Raw genomic sequence first — 26,891 nt, 5'->3', positions numbered from 1 at the left:
CTTAATGGAAAAATACATCCTGGCTTCTAAGTAAGCCTAATAGCATTTAATTATCTATTATAGAGCATTCATAATTTTATTATTAAATTCGCCACATACTACTCAACTTTACTCAATAATGACAGATTTTAGCTTCAGGAAGTGGAATAAAATACTAGGATGGCTGGTATTTGTAATTGCGCTCACTACTTATACCCTCACCTTAGAACCCACCGCAAGTTTTTGGGATGCAGGTGAATACATTGCAACCTCGGCAAATCTTGAAGTAGGCCACCCACCGGGAGCGCCTTTCTACCAGATGCTGGGAGCATTCTTTTCAACATTTGCACCAGATAATTCCCAGGTGGCGCTTATGGTGAATTTTATGTCGGCCGCAGCAAGTGCATTTGCTATTTTATTTATGTTCTGGTCTATTAGTTTATTGGTTTTAAAAGTAGCCGGCCCTATAGAAAAATTAAAACCTGCCAATAAAATGGCTGTTTTAGGTAGTGCGCTAGTTGGCTCTTTAGCTTTTACTTTTACCGATAGTTTTTGGTTTAGTGCGGTAGAAGCCGAAGTTTATGCCATGGCCGCCTGCCTAATGGCGCTTATGTTCTATTTAGGTTTGTTATGGGAACGTGATATGTTTAAACCCCGCGGAAATAGATGGCTAATTCTTATTTCCCTGGTTGTGGGTTTATCTTTTGGCGTTCACTTTATGGGATTACTTACCATTCCTGCCATAGGATTTCTATATTTCTTTAAAAATTATAAAAAGGTTACCGTAAAGAATTTTATAATCGCCAATATTGTGGTGGTAGCTGTATTGATGTTTATTTTTAAACTGCTTCTGCCCTACACGCTTACTTTCTTTGCTGCTTCAGAATTATTCTTTACCAACTCGCTGGGGCTTCCGTTCAATACAGGAACCGTAATTGCACTCCTGGTAATTGTTGCTGCTTTTTACTTCGGAATCAATTATACCCGAAAGAAAAATTATTTTCAGCTTAATACATTATTCCTTTGTATTCTTTTTATCCTAATTGGATTTTCCAGCTGGGTAATGCTTCCTATAAGATCTAATGCTCCTACGGTTATTAATGAAAACAGTCCCGATAATGCGCGGGAGTTGCTCGCTTATTACAACCGGGAACAATACGGCGAAACTCACTTATTCTACGGCCCGCAGTTTTCTGAAATGTACGCCGGTTTAGATGAAGATAATCCATATACCGATGCTAAACCAAAGTATGAAAAAGACGAAGAAGCCGGGGAGTATATTATTGTAAACGATTATAAAAATGCAAAACAAAACCTGGACGATTCGCATAAAGCAATCCTGCCTAGGATGTGGAGTACGCAGCACGCTGCTAATTACATGGATTTTACCGGCCCCTTAGATTTTACCATAAAACCAGAATACCAGAGTGAAGAGAGATTGGTAAGTGCGGTAAACGAATTCCAGAATCGTTTTTCCCAGGGCGAACTGGATAATAACGATTATCACAACTTCTTGAGACAGTTTGGTGATTACTTAAATATCGAGAAACCTTCTTTCGCTTCAAATATTGGCTATTTATTAGAGTACCAGATTGGTTATATGTACTGGCGATATTTTATGTGGAATTTTGTTGGAAGACAGGACGATATACAGGGAAAATATACCGATGTTCACGGTAACTGGATTAGTGGGATAGATTTTATAGACGAGATGCACGTTGGCCCACAAGACAATCTTCCCAGCGATGTAAAAAATAACAAAGCCAGAAATACCTATTATTTTCTTCCACTGATTTTAGGATTAATAGGTCTTGTTTTTCAATTTAAACGAGATAAAAATAATTTCTGGGTCTTACTGGTGTTTTTCCTTTTTACGGGTATTGCACTAAAAATTTACTTAAATGAAAGACCTTTTGAACCCCGGGAACGCGATTATGCTTTAGTTGGTTCGTTTTACGTTTTTGCCATTTGGATTGGTTTTGGAGCCTACGCCCTCTTTGACTGGGCTAAAAAATTCCTGAAACCAAAATTGGCTGCACCAATTGTAATTGCAGCATCAATTTTAGCGGTTCCTGTACTTTTAGCTTCAGAAAACTGGGACGATCACGATCGCAGCGGTAGGGATTCTACACTTACCATGGCCAAAATGTACCTGGATTCTGTAGATGAAAATGGTATTATTTTCACCATTGGAGATAACGATACTTTTGCGCTCTGGTATGTGCAGCAAATTGAACGTTACCGTACCGATGTTAGAGTGGTAAACACAAGCCTTTTTGCCACCGACTGGTATATAGACCAAATGAAGCGTAAGGCTTTTGAAAGTGATCCTATTCCATCACAATTTGAAAATGAGGATTACAATGGAGTTAACGATGTGGTTTTTGCTAAAGAAGTTACCCGCGATACCATTCCCATTAAAACCTGGCTGAATTATATTCAAAATGATGACCCAAGAACAAAAGCCGAATTACAAAGTGGGCAAACAATAAACACCTTCCCTACCCGAAATATAAGTGTTCCTGTAGATAAACAAGCTGTTTTAGAAAATGGAATCGTAGAAGAACGCTTTGTAGATCAAATTGTAGATGAAATTGTAATTAATATAGAGTCGCAGGCTATTTATAAGAATACATTATTAATGCTGGATATTATTGCCAACAATAATTGGGAAAGACCAATTTATTTCTCTGGCGGAAGCTTTAGCGACGAAGATTATCTTTGGATGAAAGAATACCTGCAGCTTGAAGGTGTAGCATATAAACTTGTTCCTATTAAAACACCAATAGACCAAAGAAACCCATACGATATGGGGCGCATCAACACCGATAAGATGTACGATATTGTGATGAATTGGGATTGGGGTAATATGGGATCAGACGATATTTATCACGATACTGAAACGCGCCGAAATTCCATTACCTACAGAAGTAACCTTGCCAGGTTGGTAGAAAACCTGTTAAACGAACAGGACACTACCCGTGCTAAAAAAGTGCTTGACCTTGCAATGGAACATATGCCGGTAGAACATTTTCAATATTATGCGCTTTTAGAACCTTATGTTAGTGGCTATTATGAAGTTGGCGAACCCGAAAAGGCAAGGGAAATTTGGGAGAAAATTGCTAAAAACTACCAGGAAAACCTTGAATATTACAGCAGCTGGGATATAGACAGGCAGTATCGAAATTTCAATGAAATTGTATCTGATATTGAGCGTTACCGCGCGCTGGTAGATTTACTCGTAGTTCACCAGGATGAAGAAATTCTCGAAGAAAAAGCCGACGAATTTAATGAACACCTGGAAATGTTCCGTCATTTTTATGGTGAAGAAGAAGAAATAGATCCGCAAGATTCACAGGAAAGTGCTATTCAGGAGGGTTTGAATCCTGAATTGAACCGGGGAAATAATTCGCTTAGAATAGATTCTGCGGTAGAAGAATAAAAAAATTAAAAATATTCCTGCAAGGTTTATAAAACTGGCAGGAATATTTTTTCAAAATACGGAGTGGCAGCATTTGGATTTCAGGTCGCAACCCGATTCAGCTTTTCTCTGAACCACTTTTCTAATATGAACCCGTTTTTTATAAAATATCCTTCAATTTTAAGGAAACTCTATCCCAACCGAATTACCCAAATTCAGGATAAAAAAAGTATTTATCTCACGTTTGATGATGGTCCTATTCCCGAAATCACGCCCTGGGTTTTAGAGCAATTAAAAAAGTATAAAGCAAAAGCGACATTCTTTTGTATTGGTGACAACATCAGGAAAAATCCAGAAATCTTTCAGCAATTGTCAAAAGAAAATCACCGTATTGGGAACCATACGTTTAACCATTTAAATGGGTGGAAAACTAAAACCGAAGTCTATGTTGAAAATGTACAAAAGACGGAGGAAATACTTCAAGAAAAGAGAAAAAAAAGAGAAGAGAGAAGAGATAACAGAACCCAGAACCAGGAAAACGCGAAACCCGTGACCTGCAACTCGCAACCCGAAACTTCAACGCAAAAACTCTTTCGCCCTCCTTACGGGAAAATCAACAATTCACAGGCCTCAGCACTTGTAAAACTGAATTATAAAATAGTGATGTGGGATGTTTTAAGTGGAGATTTTGAAAACAGGATTTCTAAAGAAAAATGCTTTAAAAATGTGATAAATAATGCTTCAGGTGGAAGCACTATTGTTTTTCACGACAGCCAAAAAGCCTTTAAAAATTTGAAATATACACTACCTAAAGTTTTGGAGTATTACGCTGAAAAAGGCATCAGTTTTAAAGCGCTTTAAATATATTCCTTAAGAATACCTACCAGCGTTGCAGCGTCCTGTTCCCCGGTTTGGCGCCATTTCATCTCACCAGATTTATAAATCATTAAGGTTGGCAAAGCTTTCACCCTAAGCGCTTCGGCAAGTTGAGCATTTTTATCTACATCGATTTTTATCACTTTTGCCTTATTGCCCATAGAAGCGGCAACTTCGCGTAAAACAGGACTCATAGCCTTTGAATCTTCATTCCACTCGGTGTAGAAGTCTAACAAGACCGGAATATTGAGATCTATTAATTCTCCAAATTTTGACATGTAGTTTTTCTTTTAATTAGACTCACCAAGTGAGATTCAAAATGGGAAACGCACTTCATACTTTTTTTCGGAGCAAATACTAATTCAAATATAGCAAATTCTCCAGATTATGCAGGTTTTGAGCCTTTTTTGAGTTCAATTACACTTATTTCTGGCCAAATTCCCACGCGCCCGGGAAAAGCCAAATAGCCAAATCCGCGGTTTACGTTAATATAACGGCCAAATTCTTCATATATTCCAGCCCAGTTTTGATAACGATATTGCACCGGGCTCCATCTAAACCATCCTGGAATTTCAATACCAAACTGCATTCCGTGGGTGTGACCACTAAGCGTCAAATGATAATGTTTAGGATCTTTCTTTATCTTTTCCTGCCAGTAAGAAGGATCGTGACTCAATAAAACTTTGAAATCTTTCTCGCTTAGTCCTTCCCCAGCCCTATCTAGATCTCCTTCTTTTTTAAATCCGCCGGCGCCCCAGTTTTCTACACCTATTAAAGCGATTTTTTCACCGTTTCTCTCAATTATTTTATGCTCATTCAGTAAAAGTTGCCAACCCATTTCAGCATGGGTTTCCTTCAAAGTATCTAGGTTTTGTTTCTTTTCTTCAGAAGAATTCCAGTTTTTATAATCTCCATAATCGTGATTTCCCAGGATAGAATACACCCCATCTTTCGCTTTTATTTGACTGAACATTTCTTTCCAGGGCTCCATTTCTGAAGCTTCGTTATTAACAAGATCCCCGGTAAAAACAACCATATCACTTTCTTGCTCGTTTAGAAGGTCTACCCCGTATTTAATCTTGTTTTTGTTATCAAAACTACCACTGTGAACATCGCTAATTTGGCTTAATCGGTAACCATCAAAAGCATCGGGTAGATCTTCAAAGTATAATGTATAACGCAAAACTCTAAAATTATATTTCCCCTGGTACATTCCATATAAAACCGAGGCCAAAGGAATGGCAGCAAGTCCCATAGCTAACTGGCTCAAAAATTTTCTACGTGAAGGGAGAGCAAAATTTCCTTTAGAAGAAGATAATTTTTCATATCCTGCGATACCCATTCTGTAAATATCTTCCCCAAACATAATGAGGGTGAGAATAAGTTTAAAAAGCAATACTGAAAGTAGAAACCCAAAGGCATAACCCCGTGCCCCGGTGAGGACACTACCTTCTACTGGCGTAAGCCATTGGTATAGGAAATTACCCAAAACCGCAGCGGTAATAACAAAATATAAAATTATCACCCAGTAATTACGGGTAAGTGTTTTTAAAACCTGGTAGGCATAAATCTCTATTAAAAGGAAAAAAACTATTAATATAATCCAGCGCATGAGTACTCTTAAATTTTTGCGAATATACTTTTAATCATTACTTTATAAATTTCGTTTGGGTTTATTTTAACGCCTGTTTTAGTTATAATAACCCGACAAATTTTTATCCTAAATAGTGCCGTAAATGTCATATAGCATAAAATTTGACTATACCACTAATTGCAAAATAATAGTTAGCAGGTTACCTCAAGTTTTTAAGACCCACTAAAGCCAGTATGATAATATCTTTGTAGTTTTGGGATATTTAGAAAAACAATATTCCAAAATATATGTCTGCTCAAAAACGCTTATTCTTACTGGACGCTTACGCGCTTATTTTCCGTGGTTACTACGCTTTTATAAAAAACCCCAGGATTAATTCTAAAGGCTTTGATACATCAGCAATTATGGGTTTTATGAATTCCCTTTTTGATGTTATTAGACGGGAAAAGCCAGATCATCTAGCCGTTTGTTTTGACAAAGAAGGCAGCCAGGTTAGAACCGAAATGTTTGCTGAATATAAAGCAAACCGCGATGCTACGCCAGAACCAATAAAAGAAGCTATTCCAATTATCCAGGATATTTTAAATGCGATGCACATCCCGGTGGTAGTGCTTCCCGGTTGTGAGGCCGATGATATTATTGGCACCCTCGCCCTACAAGCCGAGAAAGAAAACTACCAGGTTTTTATGGTAACTCCAGATAAGGATTTTGCTCAATTGGTGAGCGAAAATATTTTTATGTACCGCCCGGCAAGAATGGGTAACGGAATAGAAATTTGGGGCATTCCCGAAGTACAGAAGAAATTTGGGGTTGAACGGCCGGAGCAAGTGATAGATTTTCTTGGAATGATGGGCGACGCGGTAGATAATATACCCGGACTTCCCGGAGTTGGTGAAAAAACCGCTAAAAAGTTCCTGAAGCAATTTGGAAGTATGGAAGAATTACTGGCTAATACTGACCAGTTGAAAGGTAAGATGAAGGAGAAAGTAGAAAGTCATGCCGAGCAGGGAATTCTTTCTAAAAAACTTGCAGCTATTCTTACCGATTGTGATGTTAAATTTCACGCTGAAGATTACGAACTTTCGCAACCTGATGCCGAAAAAGTGCAGGAGATCTTTGAAGAACTTGAATTCAGAAGGTTAAGAGATCAATTTATAAAATTATTTAGTGGCGAAGAAGATCAACCACAAACCCAGGTCACAAATTCTCCTTCAGCTAAAAAAGTTTCCAAAACTGCAGGCGAAGGCCAGTTTTCTTTGTTTGGAGGTGATAATTCAGAAAAAATTGAAGCCAGTTCTGGCGGAAGAAAATCTTTAAAAGATACGGCTCACGTCTACCAAAGTTTAAAGACTGAATTGTCCAGAAAATTATTCCTTCAAAATTTAATGAAGCAAACAAGCGTTTGCTTAGATACTGAAACCACAAGTTTAAATGCGCTGGAAGCAGAGCTGGTAGGTATTGCGTTTTCCTGGGAACCCGGTAAAGGTTTTTACCTGCCTTTTCCCGAAGAACGAGAAAAAGCCCAGGAACTTATTGAAGAATTAAGACCATTCTTTGAAGACGAAAAAATTGAAAAAATTGGTCAAAACCTAAAATATGACATCAAGGTTTTAGCAAAATATAATATTGAAATAAAAGGAAAACTTTTCGATACTATGATCGCGCATTATTTGATCAATCCAGATATGCGTCATAATATGGATGTACTTGCCGAAACTTACCTTAATTATACCCCGCAACCTATTTCAGAATTAATAGGAAAAAAAGGAAAGAATCAGAAGTCGATGCGGGATGTTCCGGTTGAAGAACAAACCGAATATGGTGTAGAAGATGCCGATGTTACCCTTCAGCTTAAAAAATTCTTTGAACAGGAATTAAAAGAAGCAGAAACCCGAAAGCTTTTTGATGAAATTGAAATTCCGCTAGTTAGAGTGCTTGCCGCAATGGAATTGGAAGGCATAAAATTAGACGAGAATTTCCTAAAATCCCTTTCTGACGCACTGGATAGCGACATTAAAGATTTGGAGCAAAGCATTTATAAAGAAGCCGGGGAAGAATTTAAAATAAGCTCTCCAAAACAATTAGGGCTTATTCTTTTTGAAAAAATGGAGTTGGTTAAAAAACCCAAAAAGACCAAAACAGGCCAATATTCAACCAGCGAAGATGTGCTCTCGGTTTTAGTTAAAGAACATAAGATCGTAGAGGATGTTTTAATGTATCGTGCGCTGGTAAAACTCCAAAATACCTATGTAGATTCATTACCAAACCAGGTACAAAAAGCTACCGGCAGAATTCATACCGATTATGTGCAAACTATTGCAGCTACGGGAAGATTGAGCTCCAACAATCCTAACCTTCAAAATATACCGATAAGGACCGAGCGTGGTCGCCAGGTGAGAAAAGCTTTTGTTCCGCGAGACGAAAATCATATTCTGCTGGCTGCCGATTATTCTCAAATTGAATTGCGAATTATTGCGGCGCTTAGCGAAGAAGATAATATGATCAAAGCTTTCAAGGAAGGTAAAGATATTCACGCTTCTACCGCCGCCCAGGTTTTTAACGTAAATATAGATGAAGTAACCCGTGAGCAAAGAAGCAACGCTAAAACTGTAAATTTTGGAATTATTTATGGCGTTTCAGCCTTCGGCTTAAGCAATCAGACCAATTTATCTCGTGCCGAAGCAAAAGAACTTATTGACACCTATTACAAAACCTATCCCAAATTAACCGGATACATTGCAGACCAGATAGCTTTTGCCAGGGAGAACGGTTATGTTCAAACCATTTTAGGTAGAAGGCGTTATTTAAAAGATATCAATTCACAAAATGCGGTAGTGCGTGGCGCTGCAGAACGAAATGCGGTAAATGCACCAATACAAGGTAGCGCAGCAGATATTATAAAACTGGCAATGATTAATATTTACCGAAAACTCACAGAAGGAAAATTTAAAACCAAAATGTTACTCCAGGTACATGATGAATTGGTTTTTGATGCTCATAAAGATGAAATTGAAGAAGTAAAGAAAATGATTCAGTTTGAAATGGAAAACGCCTACAAACTGGATGTTCCTTTAGACGTAGAATTAGGAGAAGGCAATAACTGGCTGGAAGCACATTAGAATTTCTCCGTCATTGCGATGGAGGCACGACTGAAGCAATCTTTAGTAAAACAAAAAACCTCGCAACCAAAGCTGCGAGGTTTTTCTATCTAACACTAAAATTTATAGGTTAGGTTCCTAATTCACTCTAGTGTATTCTAAAGATAATACATCTACATTCTCGGCATCGGTCCCATCTGGGCTACCGTTTAAATATTGTTGAGATTCTAATTTGTTTACTTCAAATGCAAAGGTATTTGTGGTTCTTTCTAATATACGTTTATGAGTATAGGTTTCTCCATTAATAGTCATAGTAATCACTAACCTTTCCTGGTCGTTTTCATTTTCAACATCCCAGAGCCCGGTATCTGTTCTGCCAGAAAGACATTCAAAATCATTATTATTTACCCCGGCTCTAAAATCAAGCCTGGAGTTAGTAGTGGTCATATCACCACCGGCATAAAATATAACCCCCATATCCTGGAAACAATCGGTTTCCAACAAAATATTAGAATTAAATACTTGATCGTTGTTAAGATCTACAGCGGTATCGGTATTCATTGCAGAAAGTTTCCATTCTCCTTCAAGATCTTCAGGAGTAATAGTTGCCATTGCATTAGTTGCGGTAATTTCAGTTTCGGCTACGTGATCCTGGTTTGGCTCACAAGAAGCTAAAACAAGCACCAACCCGAACACTGCGTAAAGGTTTCTAAACATAAATAGGTTTTTCATAGCAAATAAATTTGGGGCTACAAATATAAGGTGCATTAGGAGATATTTATGACTTTATTAACATAAATATTACCGTTTAACGTTCATTATGTGCTTTTTAACGATTCAGATTAGATGAAAAATGTAGGAGTAATGCTGTAATAGCCTCATATAGCTACAAAAACTTTATAAAAAAGCGCAATCTTAAAATTCTGAGGTACAGCTATCTTCCTCAAAATAAATTAATTAATTTCGGATTTGCTATATGAATTTATAATTGTACATTTGCACCCCGATTTCCCGACATGAATCATGCTGGGAATGGGAATGGAATGTTTAATAATAAGTAAATTTAATTAGTGTGGACACATTAAGCTACAAAACAGTATCAGCCAACAAGGCTACCGTGACCAAAGAATGGGTACACGTGGATGCTGAAGGACAGACGTTGGGCCGCCTATCATCTAAAGTAGCCAAGCTACTAAGAGGTAAGCACAAACCTAACTTCACCCCGCACGTTGATTGTGGTGATAACGTAATTGTTACCAACGCAGAAAAGATCAACTTAACCGGTAAGAAATGGGATTCGAAAGAATACATTCGTCACACCGGCTACCCGGGTGGACAAAAAAGTCTAACAGCCGCTGAATTATTCGAGAAAAATCCAGAGAGAATTATCGAAAAATCAGTAAAAGGAATGTTACCAAAGAACAAACTTGGAGCAAACCTATTTAGAAATTTAAAGGTTTACGCAGGAACAGATCACGATCATACTGCACAAAAACCTAAAACTATTAACTTAAACGATCTTAAGTAATGGAGGTTATTCACAAAATTGGCCGTAGAAAAACGGCGGTTGCGCGTGTTTACGTTTCTGAAGGAAGCGGAAAATTTAGCGTAAACAAAAAAGACCTTAAAGACTACTTTACCACAGGTCCTTTACTTTACAAAGTAAACCAGGCCCTTAACCTTACCGGTAATGACGATAACTTCGACATTATTGCTAATGTTTACGGTGGTGGAATTACAGGACAGGCAGAAGCTATTCGTCTTGCACTTGCAAGAGCAATGGTAGAACTGGATGCAGAGAACAGAGCGGTGTTAAAACCAGAAGGTTTAATGACCAGAGACCCAAGAATGGTAGAGCGTAAGAAGTTTGGACAGAAGAAAGCTCGTAAGAAATTTCAGTTCTCTAAACGTTAATTTTTATTGGAATCTATATTCCAAAGTTCATTTAATATTAAAAAGAATTTTGTTGTTATCCCAAATGCTATTGGGAGTTAGTTTAGCATCTAAACAGGTAAGGCCGTGTTTATAATAAACAGCCACTTACGTGTTGCTATCTTCAACAGAAAGTAAACTATTACAAAAATGGCAAACAAAGTAGAAGTAAAAGAATTACTTGATGCAGGTGTACATTTTGGACACCTTACAAGAAGATGGAACCCAAATATGGCCCCATATATCTATATGGAGCGTAATGGGATTCACATCATCAACTTATATAAGAGTGCTGCTAAAATGCAGGAGGCAGGTGATGCCCTTGCAAAAATTGCAGCCAGCGGTAGAAAAATACTTTTCGTAGCTACCAAGAAACAGGCTAAAGAAATAGTAGCCGAACAAGCTGAAAAAGCAAACATGCCATACATTACCGAGCGTTGGCCCGGTGGTATGCTTACCAACTTTGTAACTATTCGTAGAGCTGTTAAGAAAATGGCATCTATTGATAGAATGAAGAAAGATGGTACCTTTAATACACTTTCTAAAAAAGAACGTCTTCAGGTAGATCGTTTAAGAGCTAAATTAGAAAAGAACCTTGGTTCTATTTCTGATATGAGCAGACTTCCAGGAGCGCTTTTTGTAGTTGATATTACTCGTGAACACATTGCTATTAAAGAAGCTCAAAAATTAAACATTCCAATTTTCGCTATGGTAGATACAAACTCAGATCCTCGTGAGGTTGAGTACGTAATCCCATCTAATGACGATGCTTCAAAGTCTATCAACAAAGTGGTTTCTTATGTTGCAGATTCTATTGTAGAAGGCCTTTCTGAAAGAAAAGCTTCTAAAGATTCTAAAAAAGAGAAAGCAGAAAATGAAGAAAAAGAGCCAAAAGCACCAAAGGCTACTGTAAAGCAACCAGAAGCTGAAGCTCCTTCTAAAGATGCCGAAGATAAAAAGGCAATGCAAGAAGCCAAGAAAGATGTAAAACTTGAGTCTAAGAAAGAAACCTTAGACAAAGCTTCATCTAACGAAGAAGAATAAAACAACATTTTATAACATCCAAAAAAGTCGTTTAGTTTCTTTCCTAACAGTTGGTCTCTAAGCGACTTTTTTAAATAAAACACAATACTATGGCTAAGATAACCGCCGCAGAAGTAAACAAATTAAGAAAATCTACCGGTGCCGGTATGATGGATTGCAAAAAGGCACTTGTTGAAGCAGATGGTGATTTTGATAAAGCTATTGAAGTACTTCGTAAAAAAGGTCAGAAAGTTGCTGCTAAAAGAGCCGATAGAGAATCAGCTGAAGGAGCTGCAATCGCTAAAGTAAACAACGATAACACTAAAGGTGTTATTATCTCTCTTAACTGTGAGACCGACTTTGTTGCTAAAAACGATGATTTCGTAAAAATGGCCAACAGCTTCGCAGATATCGCCTTAACAGTTTCTTCTAAAGAAGAATTACTAAAAGCAGATTACAACGGGATTTCAGTTGAAGATAAATTAACTGAGCAAACAGGTGTAATTGGTGAAAAAATAGAAATTGGTGCTTTTAAAACTTTAGAAGCTCCTTTCGTAGGTTCTTATATTCACGCAGGGAACAAAATTGCAGTAATTACTGGTCTTTCAAAACAAACTGAAGGAGCTGAGGAAGCTGCAAAAAACGTTTCTATGCAAGCTGCCGCTATGAACCCAATCGCACTTAACGAAGAAGGTGTAGACCAGGAAACCATAGACAAAGAAGTAGAGATCGCTAAAGATACACTTCGCCAGGAAGGAAAACCTGAAGATATGCTAGATAAAATAGCAAAAGGAAAAATTCAGCGTTACTTTAAAGACAACACTTTGGTTAACCAGGCTTTTATTAAAGACGGAAAACAAAGCGTTGCAGACTACGTAAAATCTGTAGATTCAGATCTTACTGTTGTAGGTTTCGAAAGAGTTGCTTTAGGAGAGTAATTAAAATTTATCATTTCCGCGCAGGCGGAAATCCTAATAAATCAAAAACCGCTTCACTAATCTGAAGCGGTTTTTTTAATTTTACCAAATGTCAGAAAAAGCATTTCAGTTTAAAGAATTCAAGATAGAACAAGATCGCTGCGCCATGAAAATTGGCACCGACGGCGTTTTACTCGGCGCCTGGGCTTCCCTGGAACACCAACCAGACAGCATTCTGGATATTGGCACAGGAACAGGTTTAATTGCATTAATGCTCGCACAGCGCTCCCCTGCCCTTCTTATTGATGCTTTAGAAATTGACGAAGATGCTTACGAACAAGCTGTAGACAATTTTGAACAAAGCAATTGGGGAGACAGGCTATTTTGTTATCACGCGGCTTTTGATGAATTTGTAGAAGAAATGCAGGATGAAGAGAAATATGAACTCATAATTTCCAATCCGCCATTTTATGCGGAAGATTATACTTCAGAAAACGCAAGTAGAAATAAGGCACGTTTTGCTGAAGCCCTGCCTTTTTCAGAATTAGTAGAAGGCGTGTCAAAATTGCTTCATCCAGAAGGGGAGTTCAATACAATTATTCCACATAAAGAAGAAAAATATTTTTTAGCCCTGGCCAGTGAATTTGGTCTTTTTCCGAAGAAAATCACCAGGGTACGCGGCAATGAAACATCAGCAATAAAAAGAAGTTTATTGAGTTTTAGCTTTAAAGAAATTGACCTGCAAGAGAATGAACTTATCATTGAAATTTCACGACATAATTATACAGAAGCTTACAAAAATCTTGTAAAAGACTTCTATCTTAAATTATAATCTTAAAATTGTTTGCTTTCAAAAGCTTGGTTACATTTGTGTAAAACACCACACAAATGAAAACAGATAACTTCCAGGCTCCAGATTATTACAATATTGACGAGCTGCTTACCGATGAACATAAAATAGTTCGCGATGCCGCCAGAGAATGGGTGAAACGCGAGGTCTCCCCAATAATTGAAGACGCTGCTCAAAAAGCAGAATTCCCTAAATCTATAATTAGCGGCTTAGCTGAAATTGGAGCTTTTGGCCCATATATTCCGGAAGAATACGGTGGCGCTGGTCTGGATCAAATCTCCTACGGACTCATTATGCAGGAGATTGAGCGAGGCGACAGTGGCGTGCGTTCTACCGCATCTGTTCAAAGTTCCCTGGTAATGTTCCCTATTTATAAGTACGGCACCGAAGAACAACGCAAAAAATATTTACCAAAATTAGCCTCGGGAGAATTTATGGGATGTTTTGGGCTTACCGAGCCAGACCACGGTTCTAATCCCGGTGGGATGACTACCAACTTTAAAGATAAAGGCGATCATTATTTATTGAATGGCGCTAAAATGTGGATCTCTAATGCACCTTTTGCCGATGTAGCCATTGTTTGGGCAAAAGATGAAAATGGACGAATCCACGGACTTATCGTGGAGCGCGGAATGGAAGGTTTTTCTACTCCAGAAACACATAACAAATGGTCACTTCGCGCCAGCGCCACCGGCGAACTTATTTTTGACAATGTAAAAGTTCCAAAAGAAAACCTAATGCCTAATAAAAGCGGACTTGGCGCTCCTTTAGGTTGCCTTGATTCTGCCCGCTACGGAATTGCCTGGGGCGCCATTGGTGCAGCAATGGATTGCTATGATACCGCTTTGCGTTATGCAAAAGAGCGCGTGCAGTTTGATAAACCAATTGCCGGCACTCAACTTCAGCAGAAAAAATTAGCAGAAATGATCACCGAGATCACCAAAGCGCAGCTTATGGCGTGGAGACTGGGTGTTCTTAAAAACGAAGGAAAAGCAACTTCGGCTCAGATCTCTATGGCGAAAAGAAATAATGTAGAAATGGCCATAAAAATAGCCCGGGAAGCAAGGCAGGTTTTAGGCGGAATGGGAATTACCGGCGAGTATAGTATTATGCGCCATATGATGAATCTGGAAAGTGTAATTACTTATGAAGGCACACACGATATTCACCTATTAATTACGGGAATGGATATTACCGGGATTCCGGCTTTTCAGTAAATAGACAAATACATAAAATCTTCAAGCTGAATTCATTTCAGCAAGAGGGCCTATTAAAATTCTAAACATTTTATATCCTGAAACAAGTTCAGGATGACGTACTGAAAAAAGTTCAGAGGGACGTTTCACTTCAACTACAACAAATCAAAACAAGGGCAGCGTTTACAACGTTTGCCCTTTTTATATTTTTCACAGCATTCTTTTTTAAGTGGTTTGGGATTTTTAGCCACCACACCGTCTATTTTCAAATAATCTTTTGATTTTTTTGAATAAAAAACGATGACATTATATGAATTTAAAAACTGTTTCGCCATATTTTGAATATACTTTAAAAAGCTGAAATTGAGCGTTAATTCAGTTTTAAATGAATGTTTAAATTTTATAAATCCTAAAGAGAATCTTATTTTTGCAAAATGGGAGAAAAAAATAGGATAAAAGAGATAAATAAAGCGCTAGAGCCTAAAATAAATCAACTTTTAGATCATTCCTTATATCGAAAAATAACCACTCCAGAGCATCTTCAAATCTTTATGGAGCATCACGTTTTTGCTGTTTGGGATTTTATGTCTTTGCTAACCGCTTTACAGGAAAAACTTACCAAAACCACCAATCCCTGGGTGCCTGTAGGCAATCCTGAAACTCGTTATTTAATCAATGCAATAGTACTTGCTGAAGAAACCGATGTCAATTATTTTGGCGATCATCAAAGCCATTTTGAGATGTATCTTGACGCGATGGAAAAAAGTGGCGCCGATACTGGCAGGATAAAAGATTTTTTGCTCCAGGTGACCCACGGCACCGATATTTTTTTACTTATTGCAGCCACAAAACTCCCGCTTAATATTAAGATATTTCTAAAAAATACCTTTGAAGTAATTTCAGAAGAAAAACCGCATAAAATAGCTGCAGCCTTCACCTTTGGACGCGAAGGACTTATTCCCGGCATGTTCACTTCTATTATAGAAAATGTGCAACAGAATTTCCCAAAAGAAGATTTAAGTCTATTTAAGTATTATTTTGATCGTCATATAGAATTAGACGGGGATGAGCACGGGCCTATGGCCTTTAAAATGGTAGCAGAACTCTGTGGAAATGATGAGGAGAAATGGGAAGAAGTAAAAATTACCGCTGAAGAAGCGCTTGATGCCCGGTTAGAGCTTTGGAAAGGCATTGAAGAAGAGATTTCAGAAAATATAGATTCTAAAAACCTGCAAACGATTTAAAGAGATTTTTTCTGTAAAAATAAACCTCAAAGGTTTTGATAACCTTTGAGGTTTATTTAATATTTCTAATCCCCTATCCTGAGCTAGAAGCTCAAAAGATTTCACCACCTAGATCCTGAAATGAATTCAGAATGGTGATCACTATCTACTCGATAGAAGAATTAAGGTGCTTCAGGAGCAAGCTTTACTTCCAGCCCATCTAATTCTTCAGTAATGGGAATTTGGCAGCTTAAACGACTATTGTCTTCCACAAAAAATGCCTGATCCAGCATGTCTTCCTCTTCAATACTTTGTTCGGGCAGCATATGCTCAAAATTGAGAATATAACACTGGCAGGAAGCACACATTGCCATACCGCCACAAATACCAATGGTTCCTTCGGCAGCAAGTTCGTAAGAGCGAACCACTTCCATAAGGTTCATATTCATATCTGTTGGAGCGTCTACCACGTGGGCTTCGCCTTCCCTGTCTATAATGGTTATTTTAATATCAGACATATCTTCTAATAAAAGAATATTCAAGATGGACGTCATTCTGAACTCGTTTCAGAATCTAAGCTCTTAGAACCTGAAACCATCCCGCCACTTCGGGACAGGTTGACGACACTACAACTGAATTTTTCTGTTTTAATTTATACTTTTTACAACTTCTTTTTTTGCTTCTTTCTTACTGCCGTCAAATCCGCTTACGCCACTTACGGTAGTATATTTCATCACATATTTCTTGTCTGGGAAAATGCGTTGATAAGCGCTCTGACACATAATCGCTGCTTCGTGGAAACCACAAAGAATCAGCTTTAATTTGCCTGGATATGTATTCACATCTCCAATGGCATAAACCCCGGGAATATTTGTTTGATAATCGTAAGCATTATCAACTTTAATCGCATTTTTCTCTATCTCCAGACCCCAATCTGCAATAGGCCCTAATTTAGGCGAAAGCCCAAATAATGGTATAAAATAATCGGTTTCTTTAATTTCTTTTTCTCTTGCGGAATCCTTGTGAGTAATCACTACACTATCCAGTTCTTCCTCTCCTTTAAGATCGGTAACCTCAGCATTGGTAATAAGATTTATCTTTCCAATTTTTGAAAGCTCTTCTACTTTTTCTACTGAATCTAACGCTCCACGAAAATCATTTCTTCGGTGTACCAGTGAAACTTCTGAAGCAACATCGGCTAAATAAATAGCCCAATCTAATGCTGAATCACCCCCACCGGCAATTACTACTTTTTTATCGCGATAATCTTCTGGTTCCCGAATTATATAAGCTACGCCTTTATCTTCAAAATCGGTGATATTGGCAATAGGTGGTTTTCTTGGTTCAAAACTTCCAAGACCACCGGCAATTACTACCACCGGGGCGTGGTGTTTTGTTCCTTTATTAGTGGTAACTATAAAGCTACCATCTTCCTGTTTATCTATGGTTTGAGCTCTTTCTCCCAGAGTAAAACCCGGTTCAAAAGGCTTTATTTGCTCCATTAGATTAGTTACCAGGTCTCCTGCCAATACTTCGGGGAAGCCCGGGATATCATAGATAGGTTTTTTAGGATAAATTTCGGAACATTGCCCGCCAGGTTGCGGCAGTGCATCTATTAAATGACATTTTAGTTTTAATAATCCTGCTTCAAAAACCGCAAAAAGGCCCGTTGGCCCTGCGCCAATTATAAGTATATCGGTTTTAATCATTCTACTGGTAAATTTGATAGTAAGCCAGGTGCTTACCTTTGAATATTGATCACACTTTCTATTTGTGGAACATATTTTTTAATAGTCATTTCTACCCCAGATTTTAGCGTCATCTGGTTTACTGTGCAATCTACACATGCGCCTTCCAGACGAACCTTAACCAGGCGATCGTTCTCAATAGCGATAAGGGAAATATTGCCCCCGTCACTCTCCAAAAAAGGTCTGATTTCAGCCAGGGCCTTTTCTACATTTAATTTAACTTCTTCGCTCGTCATCTATTTTTTATTAACTGCACTGCATCCTGCCATTGTAGTGATCTTAATCGCTTCAGTTGGAGGCAGACTTTGGTTTCTATTCACTGTTTCCTGAACCATCCCACGGGTAATTTCTTCAAAAGCTTCTTCCAGGGGTGTTGACTCCTGCATAGCAGCAGGACGGCCAATATCACCAGATTCTCTTAAGCTTTGTACCAGCGGAATTTCGCCTAAAAATGGCGCTTCAATATCTTTTGCGAGGTTTTTAGCACCTTCTCTTCCGAAGATATAATATTTATTTTCAGGAAGTTCTTCTGGAGTAAAATACGCCATATTCTCTATTATTCCCAGTACCGGCACATTTATACTTTCCTGACGGAACATCGCTACTCCTTTTTTAGCATCGGCTAAAGCCACGTTTTGTGGAGTACTTACAATCACAGATCCTGTTACAGGAAGAGACTGCATAATTGAAAGATGAATATCTCCCGTTCCCGGTGGTAGATCTACTAAAAGAAAATCTAACTCGCCCCAGGCCGCATCAAAAATCATTTGATTTAAAGCTTTAGAAGCCATTGGTCCACGCCAAATAACTGCCTGATTTGGTTGGGTAAAGAACCCGATAGAAAGAATTTTCACCCCGTAGTTTTCTACAGGTTTCATTTTAGATTTCCCATCTACATTTACTGAAAGTGGTCTTGAAGCTTCTACATCAAACATCATAGGGATAGACGGCCCATAAATATCGGCATCTAAAATTCCTACTTTAAAGCCCATCTTTGATAAAGTTACCGCAAGGTTAGCGGTTACTGTAGATTTACCTACGCCTCCTTTTCCTGAAGCCACGGCTATAATATTAGAAATCCCGGGAATTGCTTTCCCTTTTATTTCTGGTTTTTTAGAGGTAGACTCTATTTTAATATTTACTTTAACTTTGGCTTTTTGTTCTACATGTTCGTGAATTGCTTTCATCACATCCACTTCTGCCCGCTTTTTAATATGCAAGGCAGGAGTTTGTAAAACCAGGTCTACAACCACCTCATCACCGAAAGTCATTACATTTTGAACAGCCCCGCTTTCTACCATATTTTTGCCTTCTCCGGCTACAGAAATAGTTTCCAGCGATTTTAATATTTCTTTTCTGTCTAACTTCATTTAAAAGATATTTATAATCCCAAAAATATCAGGACAATTTTAAGCTGAAATAGCGAGTTTTATCTAAAATCTCATCAGCTTATATAGATTCATTCTAAACGCAAATATAGGGGGAAAAGCTAAGAAAACGAAGTATTTACCCATAATTGATCTATGGAATAATAAAGCCCCATTATAGTAAAACTTCAGAAGAAAAATTTATCTCAAATCTTCCTGAGGATCCCAAAAGTGCTTTTTAAAATCCTGAACTTTATTATCTTTTACCGTAACCCCTTCAGAAGTTAGCATTTGCTGCATCGCGCTATGATCTCCAAAATGACTTTTGCCGGTAAGGAGTCCGTTTCTATTTACCACCCGGTGCGCCGGCACATCGTCCAGATCTTTAGCCGAATTCATTGCATACCCAACCATTCTTGCACTTTTTGCGGCACCTACGCTTTTTGCTATAGCGCCGTAAGAAGTCACTTTCCCTTTTGGAATTTGTCTCACTACTTCATAAACCCTTTCAAAAAAGTTCTTTTCTTCCAAACCTAAGAGTAATAAATTCTTAAAAGTGTTACAATTACCAAAATAAGCATTAGGGCGGTCATAAAATAATTGGAGTATTTTGAAAATGCTTCAGCCTGTTTTTCAATTCTAATAAAGGAAAGTACGTAAACATATAGTGTTGTAAAACTTCCCATGGATGCAGCCAGAATAAAGGCTATAATTCGGGACCAATCGTAAGTGGCCCCAACGCCAATATGAAGGGCTCCTGCAATAGCCACAAAATACGGAACGGGAAAAATATTTAGGGCCGCCACGAGCATTCCTTTAAAAATACTGTTGGAATTTGCTTTGCGGGATTTATGTTCTATGCCGCCCCGTTTCTTTGCCTGAATAAAAAAGTAAACAGCAAGGAGAATAAATATTACCAGGCCGGCACGTAATAAAATATTCTGAACAAATTCATTTCCGAATATATATTTAGCGAGTAACACGGCCACTGTTGCCTGAATAATTACTACAATTGTGGCACCCAACGCAACATAAAGCCCATTTTTCTTTCCTTTTTCAACACAGGTTTTAGCCACGGTCATATTCACCAAACCGGGAGGAATCACCCCAAGCAAGGCCGCGAAATAAGTAATTAGAAAAAGTTTTGTTTCCTCCAAAGAGACTTATTTTATCCTAAACTGAATGTAAGTTATAGGTTTTCCCTGGTCAAGATACTGTTTTTCGTAGAAAGTTTGAATTTCCCTAACCGCTTTGGGCGAATATTCATTTTCATAAATATCGTGATGCGCATATAGAATTTCGTGACCTTCACCGTGAAGCAAGCCAAGCGTGTAACCGTGCATAAATTCGCTGTCGGTTTTAAGATTCACCAGACCTTCAGGTTTTAAAATATGATTATACTTCTGAAGGAATTCAGCATTTGTTAAGCGATGCTTGGTACGCTTGTATTTAATTTGAGGATCGGGAAAAGTGATCCAGATCTCATCTACTTCATTTTCGGCAAAAACGCGATCTATTAATTCAATTTGAGCTCTTAAAAAAGCTACGTTTTCCAGATTTTCTTCTATAGCAGTTTTTGCACCTCTCCAAAACCTGGCGCCTTTTATATCTATTCCTATAAAATTCTTTGTAGCATCCTGCTTAGAAAGGCCAATGGTATATTCTCCTTTTCCGCAGCCTAATTCCAGTACTATAGGGTTATCATTTTTAAAAAAATCTTTATTCCATTTTCCTTTTAAACTGAATTGATCTTTCTCCAGCTCTTCCCGAGAGGGTTGTATCACATTTTCAAATGTTTCATTCTCCCTGAATCGTCTTAATTTATTCTTACTTCCCACGCCTTAATTTAATATTTTGGTAAAATTAAAGAAAATAGCGCACAGGCACTTAATATTATATTTGATATATGCAGAAGAAAAGAATTTTAGTGGCTGTTTTAAACTGGGGGCTTGGTCATGCTACACGTTCTATTTCTATTATCAATGAATTACTGAATCATAATTTTGAAGTTTTTATCGCTTCAGATGGAGTGGCGTTACAGTTATTACAGAAAGAATTCCCAGATATTAAATGCCTGGAACTTCCCTCCTATAATATTTCCTATAGCAAATCTGCGAGTTCTTTTAAATGGAAATTATTTACTGAAACTCCAGGTATTCTACGTGCTATAAGACTTGAAAAAAAAGCGATAAAAGAATTTGTTGATGAATATAATTTAAACGGAATAATCTCTGATAACCGATTTGGATGCCGGCATAAAAAAATCACTTCGGTTTTTATCACACACCAGTTAAATGTGCTAAGTGGAAATACTACTTATTTAAGCAGTAAATTACATCAAAAATATATTTCAAAATTTGATGAATGCTGGATTCCCGATACTCCCGGCAGTAAAAATTTAAGCGGAATAATGGGGCATTTAAAAGAAATGCCCGAAAACGTAAAATACATTGGTCCACTGAGCCGATTTAATAAATTCCGAGGACAAAAAAGATATGACTTCGCAGTAGTTTTATCTGGTCCAGAACCTCAGCGAACAATGTTGGAAGAAAAATTACTTGTGACCTTCCAAAATTCAGATAAAAAAATTGTTTTTATAAGAGGGATAATAGGCGGGGAAAGTATTACTTCTTTAAACAAAAGCCTGGAAATTATAAACTATCTAACTTTTAAAGAACTGGAAGAAGTAATTCTAAGTAGTGAAATTATTATATGCAGGCCTGGTTATACCAGTATAATGGATTTGGCTAAACTGGAGAAAAAAGCATTCTTTATTCCCACTCCCGGCCAGTACGAACAGGAATATTTAGCTGAACGTTTTATGAAGTTAGGAATAGCTCCTTTTTGCAAACAAGAGAAATTTGAAATTTCAAAACTTGAGGATTTAAGAGATTTTTCAGGCTTTAGCAACCTAAATTTCAGAAGTAATTTCGGGGATATTTTTGCTCTTTTCCAGCGTGAATGAAAATTCACTACCTACCCCAAAAACACTCTCTACATAAATTTTTTCATCGTGCGCTTCAATAATATGCTTTACGATAGAAAGTCCTAAGCCAGAGCCACCTTCCTTCCTGGAGCCGCTTTTATCTACACGATAAAAACGTTCAAAAACACGCGGTAGATTTTCTTTTTCTATTCCTTCACCATTATCGGTTACACGAACAATCACTTTATTCTTGATAAGGTTTTCTATGCTAACTTCAGTAGTACCATCTTCCTTTCCGTATTTAATAGAATTCACGATTAAATTGGTAAGGACCTGCTGAATTCTATCCCTATCGGCATTTACCCAAATAGGTTCGTCGTAATCAATATCAAAAGTTAGGGTGATGTTCTTTTTGGCTGCTTTCATTTCCAAAAGATCAAATGAGCCCTGCACAAGTTCCACAATATTAAAATCTTCCTCTTCTAAATGTAGGTCCCCGGCCTCCAGTTTGGTGATCATATCTAAATCGCGCACTATATAAATAAGGCGTTCAACACCTTTGCTGGCACGTTGCAGGTATTTTTTTCGCACCGCTTTATCTTTCATTGCGCCATCAAGCAGCGTAAGAATATATCCCTGAACGGTAAAAAGTGGTGTTTTAAGCTCATGCGAAACATTTCCCATAAATTCTTTCCTATAGGCTTCACGAACTTTAAGAGTATCTATCTCCAGCTTTTTATCTTTGGTAAATTTTTCAACTTCGCGGGTAAGCGTAGCCATATCTGTAGTAACCTGGCTGGGTTTTAGAGTGGTAGAATCTAAAAGGGAAACATTATCGTAGATCTTTTTAATTCTTTTATATATAAAATGTTCTACTCTATACTGAATTATAAAAAAGCATACCAAATAGGTTATAAAAATAAAAGCAAAAAAGGGCCCGGGAATAAATCCGCTGGTAAAATATGCAAAACCTGCCAACACCACACTCAAAACAAGTGTGATATAAAGTGAAGTCTTTATTGCGAATTTATATGAGCGTTTAAACTTTTTTGCCATTAAACAACAAACTTGTAGCCTACACCTTTTACGGTTTTAAAACATTCGTCTCCAATTTTCTCCCTAAGTTTTCTAATATGAACATCTATGGTTCGCCCGCCAACAATAACTTCGGCACCCCAAACCTTATCTAAAATATCTTCCCTTTTAAAAACTTTCCCCGGTTTTGATGCTAATAAAGAAAGTAATTCGAATTCTTTTCTTGGTAAAATAATTTCTTCGCCGCTTTTAATCACTTTATACTCATCGCGATTAATAATAAGATCTTTAATTTTCACCACATTAGAAGATGCGGTATCATCTTTAAATCTTCTAAGCAAAGCTTTCACTTTACTCACCAGCACTTTAGGTTTAATTGGTTTAGTAATATAATCATCGGCTCCCGCATCAAAACCGGCCATTTGAGAATAATCTTCGCCCCGTGCGGTAAGAAAAGTAATAATGGTTTCTTCCAGCTCTGGCAGCTTTCTAATTTGTGCACAAGCTTCAATCCCATCCATTTCAGGCATCATTACATCAAGGATAATAAGCTGCGGTTTCTTCTTTTTGGCAAGTTTTACAGCATCAGCGCCATTATCTGTAGTAATTACCTGGTATCCTTCGGCTGAAAGGTTATATCCCACTATTTCCAGGATATCCGGTTCATCGTCTACCAGTAAGATTTTAATGTCCTTTTTTTTCATTTTGGTTTAGTTGATTTGGTATAATGTGAGGTAAAAGTAACCATAAATTTGAACTTACGTAAGCTCTACTCCTTTGGTAACCTTAAGCTAACATTATAATCATAAACACATAATTTCAGCTTAACAGAGGCTTTACAATGCTGCCGTTAATTTGCGCCAGAGAACTAAACATAGTAATGAAGAAGTATTTATCTATCCTGAGCTTACTTATTTTAAGTGTAGCTATGCAAGCGCAAAATGATACAACCGGTAGTATTGCCGGAAAATTATCTGACAATGAAGTGGAGGGACAACCTCTTCCTTTTGCGAATGTAATCATTAAAGAAACAAACAAAGGAACCACTTCAAATTTTGACGGGCTATACTCCCTAAAAAATATTGAACCCGGAACCTATACAGTAGAATTTAGCTTTATAGGCTACGAAACATTGCAAATTCCAAATGTTGAAGTAGTAGCAGGAAAAGTTACCGAAGTAAACACCGGTCTTGGAGCCAGTGCAGCAGCTTTAGACGAAGTTGTTATTTCTACGGTTTCAAGACAGGATTCTGAAGTTGCTTTACTTTTAGAACAAAAAAGTGCAATTCAAATTAAGGAAAGTATTGGTGCCCAGGAATTAGCCAAAATTGGGGTTACTGATGCCGGCACTGCCACCACAAAGATATCTGGGGTTACCAGTAGTGAAGCTTCGGGAGATATTTTTGTGAGGGGATTGGGAGATCGTTATCTATATTCTACACTAAACGGTTTGCCTATTCCATCAGACGATGTGGAGCGTAAAAACATAGATCTGGGTCTTTTTCCAACCCGTGTTATTAAGAGTGTGGGAATAAGCAAGACGTATTCACCTTCTTACTCGGCCGACCAGGCTTCCGGGAATATAAATATAGAATCACGCGAACTTGCAGGAAGCAAGGAACTTGATTTTGGAATTAGAGTTGGGGTAAATACCAATGCAGTAGGACAATTTTCAGACTTTAAGGTTAGTCCGAATCAGGACAACGCTTATTTCGGATTTCATCAGCAAAATATTCCCATTCAATATACTTTATACAACCAGCCCTGGGACCCTCAAACTGCAAATGCCCCTGTAAACAGAAGGTATGCTTTAACCGCCGGAAAGAAATTTGGCGAAGATCTAAAAGTACTTTTAACAGCGTCTCAATCCAGTAAATTTGAATATCGTGAAGGGGAGTTTACCGAATACAGAAACAACAACCGTTACGATTATTTTACCGATGTAGAGAATTTCACTCAAACCGATAATACTACCGGGATGCTGAATGCTATCTATGAAGTTTCTGATAATCACGAAATAAAAGCAACCAGCCTCTTTATAAATAAACTTACCGATGAAGTTTACGAAAGCGGCAGAAATGGTGAAGGAGTTGTGTTTGAAGAAACCGGCCCTGCGGAGGGATTGAACCAGTTTGTACGCGATCAGAATATCAAACAAACAAGGTTATGGATAAATCAATTCCACGGAATCCATAATTTTTCAGAAAAAAATGAATTGAATTGGGGCGTAGGATATAATCTTGTTAATGCCGATGAACCAAACCGTATTAGAAACGAAGTAAATTACGACGGCGAAAATTTTATTCAGTTGGGAAGAATGGGTGGTTATCAGCAAAGAAAGTCGTCCCAAAAGATTGAGGATAATGAAATTAATGCTTTTGTAGAAGATAAAATTACTTTTAGCAAACCGGAAGATGATGCAGAAACCAAAAGCATATTCGTAGACTTTGGCGGAAATTACCGTAACAAACAAAGAGATTTTGTTTCGCGATTTTACGGAGTTATAGAGCGGCCTACCAATACCTATAACCCAACCTCATTAGATAATCTTTCCAGCGTTTTTACCATAGATAATTTTAGAAGTGGAAACCTTAAAATTAACGAGCTTACGCCCGATTTTTACCAGGCCGAATTACAGTCTTATGGTGGATTTGTAAGCTTTAACTATGGTAAAAACAACTGGAACCTTAACCTTGGTGCCAGATTCCAAAAAGACGAACTTAATGTAGATTTCAGGGTAAATAACTATCCCGCAAACCGGCCACAGTTTTCCAATCAATCTTACAACAATGTTTATCCTAGTTTGAATTTTAAATATTCACCAACCGAGAATTCCAACATTAGGTTATCAGCCAGCAAAACCATTACCCTTCCGGAATTTAAAGAAATTGCACCTTTTGAATATGTTTCTCAAACCGGGCAAGTTACCCGTGGTAATCCAGATTTGGCAGCCTCCAATAACCTGAACTTCGACCTAAAATATGAATTTTTCCCAACATCAGGTCAGTTAATTTCTTTAACCGGATTCTATAAAAATATTGAAGATCCTATCAACAAAGTACAGGATAGAGGTGCAGCGGGTGTATTCTCTTATTTCAATGCTGGGGAAGAAGCAAACATTTACGGTTTGGAACTTGAAACGAGGCTGGAGCTAATCGATAACGAAAGTCCCGAAGGTTTAGACCTAGAAATCGCGTTCAATGCTTCAAGAATGTGGCACCAACAAGACCTTAGAGAGGTTTTTGATGGTGAAAGCTTCATTAGAACTTTCAGATACAATAATAAAAGTGAAATAGGTTTGCAGGGCGCCTCAGACTGGATCTTTAATGGCTCACTTAATTTCTCTACAGAATCAGACGATCCATTTAGAGCTTCTATAGTCGGAAATTATGCTTCAGATAAAATTTATGCGCTTGGAGCACCAGAAGCCCAAAACGAAGGAGATGTATTTTATAACGACGAGATTATAGAAAAAGGCTTTGTAACATTAGACCTTATAGTAAGTAAAAGTCTTGGTGATCACTGGGATTTCCAGTTACGTGGGCAAAACCTTCTAAATCCTGAAATAGAAAGAGTGCAGGATATTAGACCCAGCTCTACGGGTATAGAAACCACCCAAACCGTAAGGTCCTATACAAGAGGGGCAATTTTGAGCTTAGGAATCAACTATTCATTTTAACCATAAATATTAACCATTCTATTTTTA

Annotated in this window: 25 protein-coding genes; 12 read left to right on the top strand and 13 right to left on the bottom strand. The window is 37.7% G+C overall.

Going from position 1 to position 26,891, the window contains the following annotated elements; all coding sequences use genetic code 11:
- Positions 1 to 118: 118 nt before the first annotated feature.
- Positions 119 to 3,421: a DUF2723 domain-containing protein gene (locus BM084_RS08995; RefSeq protein ID WP_093304394.1), complete on the top strand. Its 3,303-nt coding sequence runs from the start codon at positions 119 to 121 to the stop codon at positions 3,419 to 3,421.
- Between the two features lie 126 nt (positions 3,422 to 3,547).
- Entirely contained in the window at positions 3,548 to 4,261 is a 714-nt protein-coding gene (locus BM084_RS08990) for a polysaccharide deacetylase family protein (protein WP_075325075.1), read from the top strand.
- On the opposite strand, the gene BM084_RS08985 is transcribed toward BM084_RS08990, so the two are convergent.
- Both BM084_RS08985 and BM084_RS08980 read right to left on the bottom strand, forming a co-directional pair.
- Positions 4,258 to 4,554 carry a thioredoxin family protein gene (locus tag BM084_RS08985; protein WP_075325076.1) on the bottom strand — a complete coding sequence of 99 codons (297 nt, stop codon included), beginning with the start codon at positions 4,552 to 4,554 and terminating at the stop codon, positions 4,258 to 4,260. The genes BM084_RS08990 and BM084_RS08985 overlap by 4 nt on opposite strands.
- Positions 4,555 to 4,661: 107 nt before the next feature.
- On the bottom strand, positions 4,662 to 5,888 hold the full coding sequence (locus BM084_RS08980) for a metallophosphoesterase (RefSeq protein WP_075325077.1): 1,227 nt from the start codon (positions 5,886 to 5,888) through the stop codon (positions 4,662 to 4,664).
- A 269-nt stretch (positions 5,889 to 6,157) separates the two neighbouring features.
- Between BM084_RS08980 and polA the strand changes: the two genes are divergently transcribed.
- Positions 6,158 to 8,989 (top strand): DNA polymerase I, encoded by a 2,832-nt coding sequence (polA, locus tag BM084_RS08975; protein ID WP_093304391.1) that lies wholly within the window; start codon positions 6,158 to 6,160, stop codon positions 8,987 to 8,989.
- Between the two features lie 117 nt (positions 8,990 to 9,106).
- Here the strand turns inward: polA and BM084_RS08970 are convergent, their stop codons facing one another.
- Complete coding sequence (locus BM084_RS08970; RefSeq protein WP_143083637.1) at positions 9,107 to 9,700, bottom strand: DUF5004 domain-containing protein; 594 nt, start codon at positions 9,698 to 9,700, stop codon at positions 9,107 to 9,109.
- A 340-nt stretch (positions 9,701 to 10,040) separates the two neighbouring features.
- Between BM084_RS08970 and rplM the strand changes: the two genes are divergently transcribed.
- The 6 genes from rplM to BM084_RS08940 all read left to right on the top strand — a co-directional run bounded on the left by rplM (position 10,041) and on the right by BM084_RS08940 (position 14,907).
- A complete protein-coding gene (rplM, locus tag BM084_RS08965) occupies positions 10,041 to 10,496 on the top strand; it encodes a 50S ribosomal protein L13 (RefSeq protein WP_093304389.1) in 456 nt (151 codons plus the stop codon).
- Positions 10,496 to 10,882 (top strand): 30S ribosomal protein S9, encoded by a 387-nt coding sequence (rpsI, locus tag BM084_RS08960; protein ID WP_075325081.1) that lies wholly within the window; start codon positions 10,496 to 10,498, stop codon positions 10,880 to 10,882. Before rplM ends, rpsI begins: the two co-directional genes overlap by 1 nt.
- A gap of 168 nt (positions 10,883 to 11,050) precedes the next feature.
- Positions 11,051 to 11,944: a 30S ribosomal protein S2 gene (gene rpsB / locus BM084_RS08955; RefSeq protein ID WP_093304386.1), complete on the top strand. Its 894-nt coding sequence runs from the start codon at positions 11,051 to 11,053 to the stop codon at positions 11,942 to 11,944.
- Positions 11,945 to 12,033: 89 nt separating this feature from the next.
- Positions 12,034 to 12,861, top strand: coding sequence for a translation elongation factor Ts (gene tsf, locus BM084_RS08950; protein ID WP_075325083.1), 828 nt, complete (start codon positions 12,034 to 12,036; stop codon positions 12,859 to 12,861).
- 88 nt (positions 12,862 to 12,949) lie between these two features.
- Entirely contained in the window at positions 12,950 to 13,672 is a 723-nt protein-coding gene (locus BM084_RS08945; protein ID WP_093304384.1) for a tRNA1(Val) (adenine(37)-N6)-methyltransferase, read from the top strand.
- Positions 13,673 to 13,728: 56 nt separating this feature from the next.
- The gene (locus BM084_RS08940) at positions 13,729 to 14,907 is read left to right on the top strand and encodes an acyl-CoA dehydrogenase family protein (protein ID WP_075325085.1); all 1,179 of its coding nucleotides are present in this window, start codon (positions 13,729 to 13,731) and stop codon (positions 14,905 to 14,907) included.
- 134 nt (positions 14,908 to 15,041) lie between these two features.
- Here the strand turns inward: BM084_RS08940 and BM084_RS08935 are convergent, their stop codons facing one another.
- Positions 15,042 to 15,221, bottom strand: a complete 180-nt coding sequence (locus BM084_RS08935) for a hypothetical protein (protein ID WP_075325086.1) — start codon at positions 15,219 to 15,221, stop codon at positions 15,042 to 15,044.
- 99 nt (positions 15,222 to 15,320) lie between these two features.
- Here BM084_RS08935 and BM084_RS08930 point away from each other — a divergent pair, with 99 nt between their 5' ends.
- Positions 15,321 to 16,130 (top strand): DUF3050 domain-containing protein, encoded by an 810-nt coding sequence (locus BM084_RS08930; RefSeq protein ID WP_093304381.1) that lies wholly within the window; start codon positions 15,321 to 15,323, stop codon positions 16,128 to 16,130.
- Positions 16,131 to 16,291: 161 nt separating this feature from the next.
- On the opposite strand, the gene BM084_RS08925 is transcribed toward BM084_RS08930, so the two are convergent.
- From BM084_RS08925 to trmB, 7 genes are all read right to left on the bottom strand, one after another.
- Positions 16,292 to 16,627, bottom strand: a complete 336-nt coding sequence (locus BM084_RS08925; protein ID WP_075325088.1) for a 2Fe-2S iron-sulfur cluster-binding protein — start codon at positions 16,625 to 16,627, stop codon at positions 16,292 to 16,294.
- Positions 16,628 to 16,756: 129 nt separating this feature from the next.
- The gene (locus BM084_RS08920; RefSeq protein WP_075325089.1) at positions 16,757 to 17,818 is read right to left on the bottom strand and encodes an NAD(P)/FAD-dependent oxidoreductase; all 1,062 of its coding nucleotides are present in this window, start codon (positions 17,816 to 17,818) and stop codon (positions 16,757 to 16,759) included.
- Positions 17,819 to 17,850: 32 nt separating this feature from the next.
- Positions 17,851 to 18,093: a NifU family protein gene (locus BM084_RS08915; RefSeq protein WP_075325090.1), complete on the bottom strand. Its 243-nt coding sequence runs from the start codon at positions 18,091 to 18,093 to the stop codon at positions 17,851 to 17,853.
- The gene (locus BM084_RS08910; RefSeq protein ID WP_075325091.1) at positions 18,094 to 19,227 is read right to left on the bottom strand and encodes an Mrp/NBP35 family ATP-binding protein; all 1,134 of its coding nucleotides are present in this window, start codon (positions 19,225 to 19,227) and stop codon (positions 18,094 to 18,096) included. It abuts the gene before it with no gap.
- Between the two features lie 198 nt (positions 19,228 to 19,425).
- On the bottom strand, positions 19,426 to 19,755 hold the full coding sequence (locus BM084_RS08905; RefSeq protein ID WP_093304378.1) for an MGMT family protein: 330 nt from the start codon (positions 19,753 to 19,755) through the stop codon (positions 19,426 to 19,428).
- A gap of 2 nt (positions 19,756 to 19,757) precedes the next feature.
- Positions 19,758 to 20,381, bottom strand: a complete 624-nt coding sequence (locus BM084_RS08900) for a LysE family translocator (protein WP_079735149.1) — start codon at positions 20,379 to 20,381, stop codon at positions 19,758 to 19,760.
- Positions 20,382 to 20,387: 6 nt separating this feature from the next.
- On the bottom strand, positions 20,388 to 21,062 hold the full coding sequence (trmB, locus tag BM084_RS08895; protein WP_075325094.1) for a tRNA (guanosine(46)-N7)-methyltransferase TrmB: 675 nt from the start codon (positions 21,060 to 21,062) through the stop codon (positions 20,388 to 20,390).
- A gap of 68 nt (positions 21,063 to 21,130) precedes the next feature.
- Between trmB and BM084_RS08890 the strand changes: the two genes are divergently transcribed.
- Positions 21,131 to 22,189 carry a glycosyltransferase gene (locus tag BM084_RS08890; RefSeq protein WP_093304376.1) on the top strand — a complete coding sequence of 353 codons (1,059 nt, stop codon included), beginning with the start codon at positions 21,131 to 21,133 and terminating at the stop codon, positions 22,187 to 22,189.
- Here the strand turns inward: BM084_RS08890 and BM084_RS08885 are convergent.
- Positions 22,136 to 23,206, bottom strand: a complete 1,071-nt coding sequence (locus BM084_RS08885; protein ID WP_075325096.1) for a sensor histidine kinase — start codon at positions 23,204 to 23,206, stop codon at positions 22,136 to 22,138. The genes BM084_RS08890 and BM084_RS08885 overlap by 54 nt on opposite strands.
- Positions 23,206 to 23,889, bottom strand: coding sequence for a response regulator transcription factor (locus tag BM084_RS08880; protein WP_075325097.1), 684 nt, complete (start codon positions 23,887 to 23,889; stop codon positions 23,206 to 23,208). Before BM084_RS08880 ends, BM084_RS08885 begins: the two co-directional genes overlap by 1 nt.
- 176 nt (positions 23,890 to 24,065) lie before the next feature.
- Here BM084_RS08880 and BM084_RS08875 point away from each other — a divergent pair, with 176 nt between their 5' ends.
- Positions 24,066 to 26,864, top strand: coding sequence for a TonB-dependent receptor (locus tag BM084_RS08875; protein ID WP_093304372.1), 2,799 nt, complete (start codon positions 24,066 to 24,068; stop codon positions 26,862 to 26,864).
- Positions 26,865 to 26,891 lie beyond the last annotated feature (27 nt).

The organism is Salegentibacter agarivorans, from assembly GCF_900113135.1.
GTDB lineage: Bacteria > Bacteroidota > Bacteroidia > Flavobacteriales > Flavobacteriaceae > Salegentibacter > Salegentibacter agarivorans.
The sequence above is the reverse complement of the archived record's forward strand: the minus strand, read 5'-3'. Positions and strand labels throughout refer to the sequence as shown.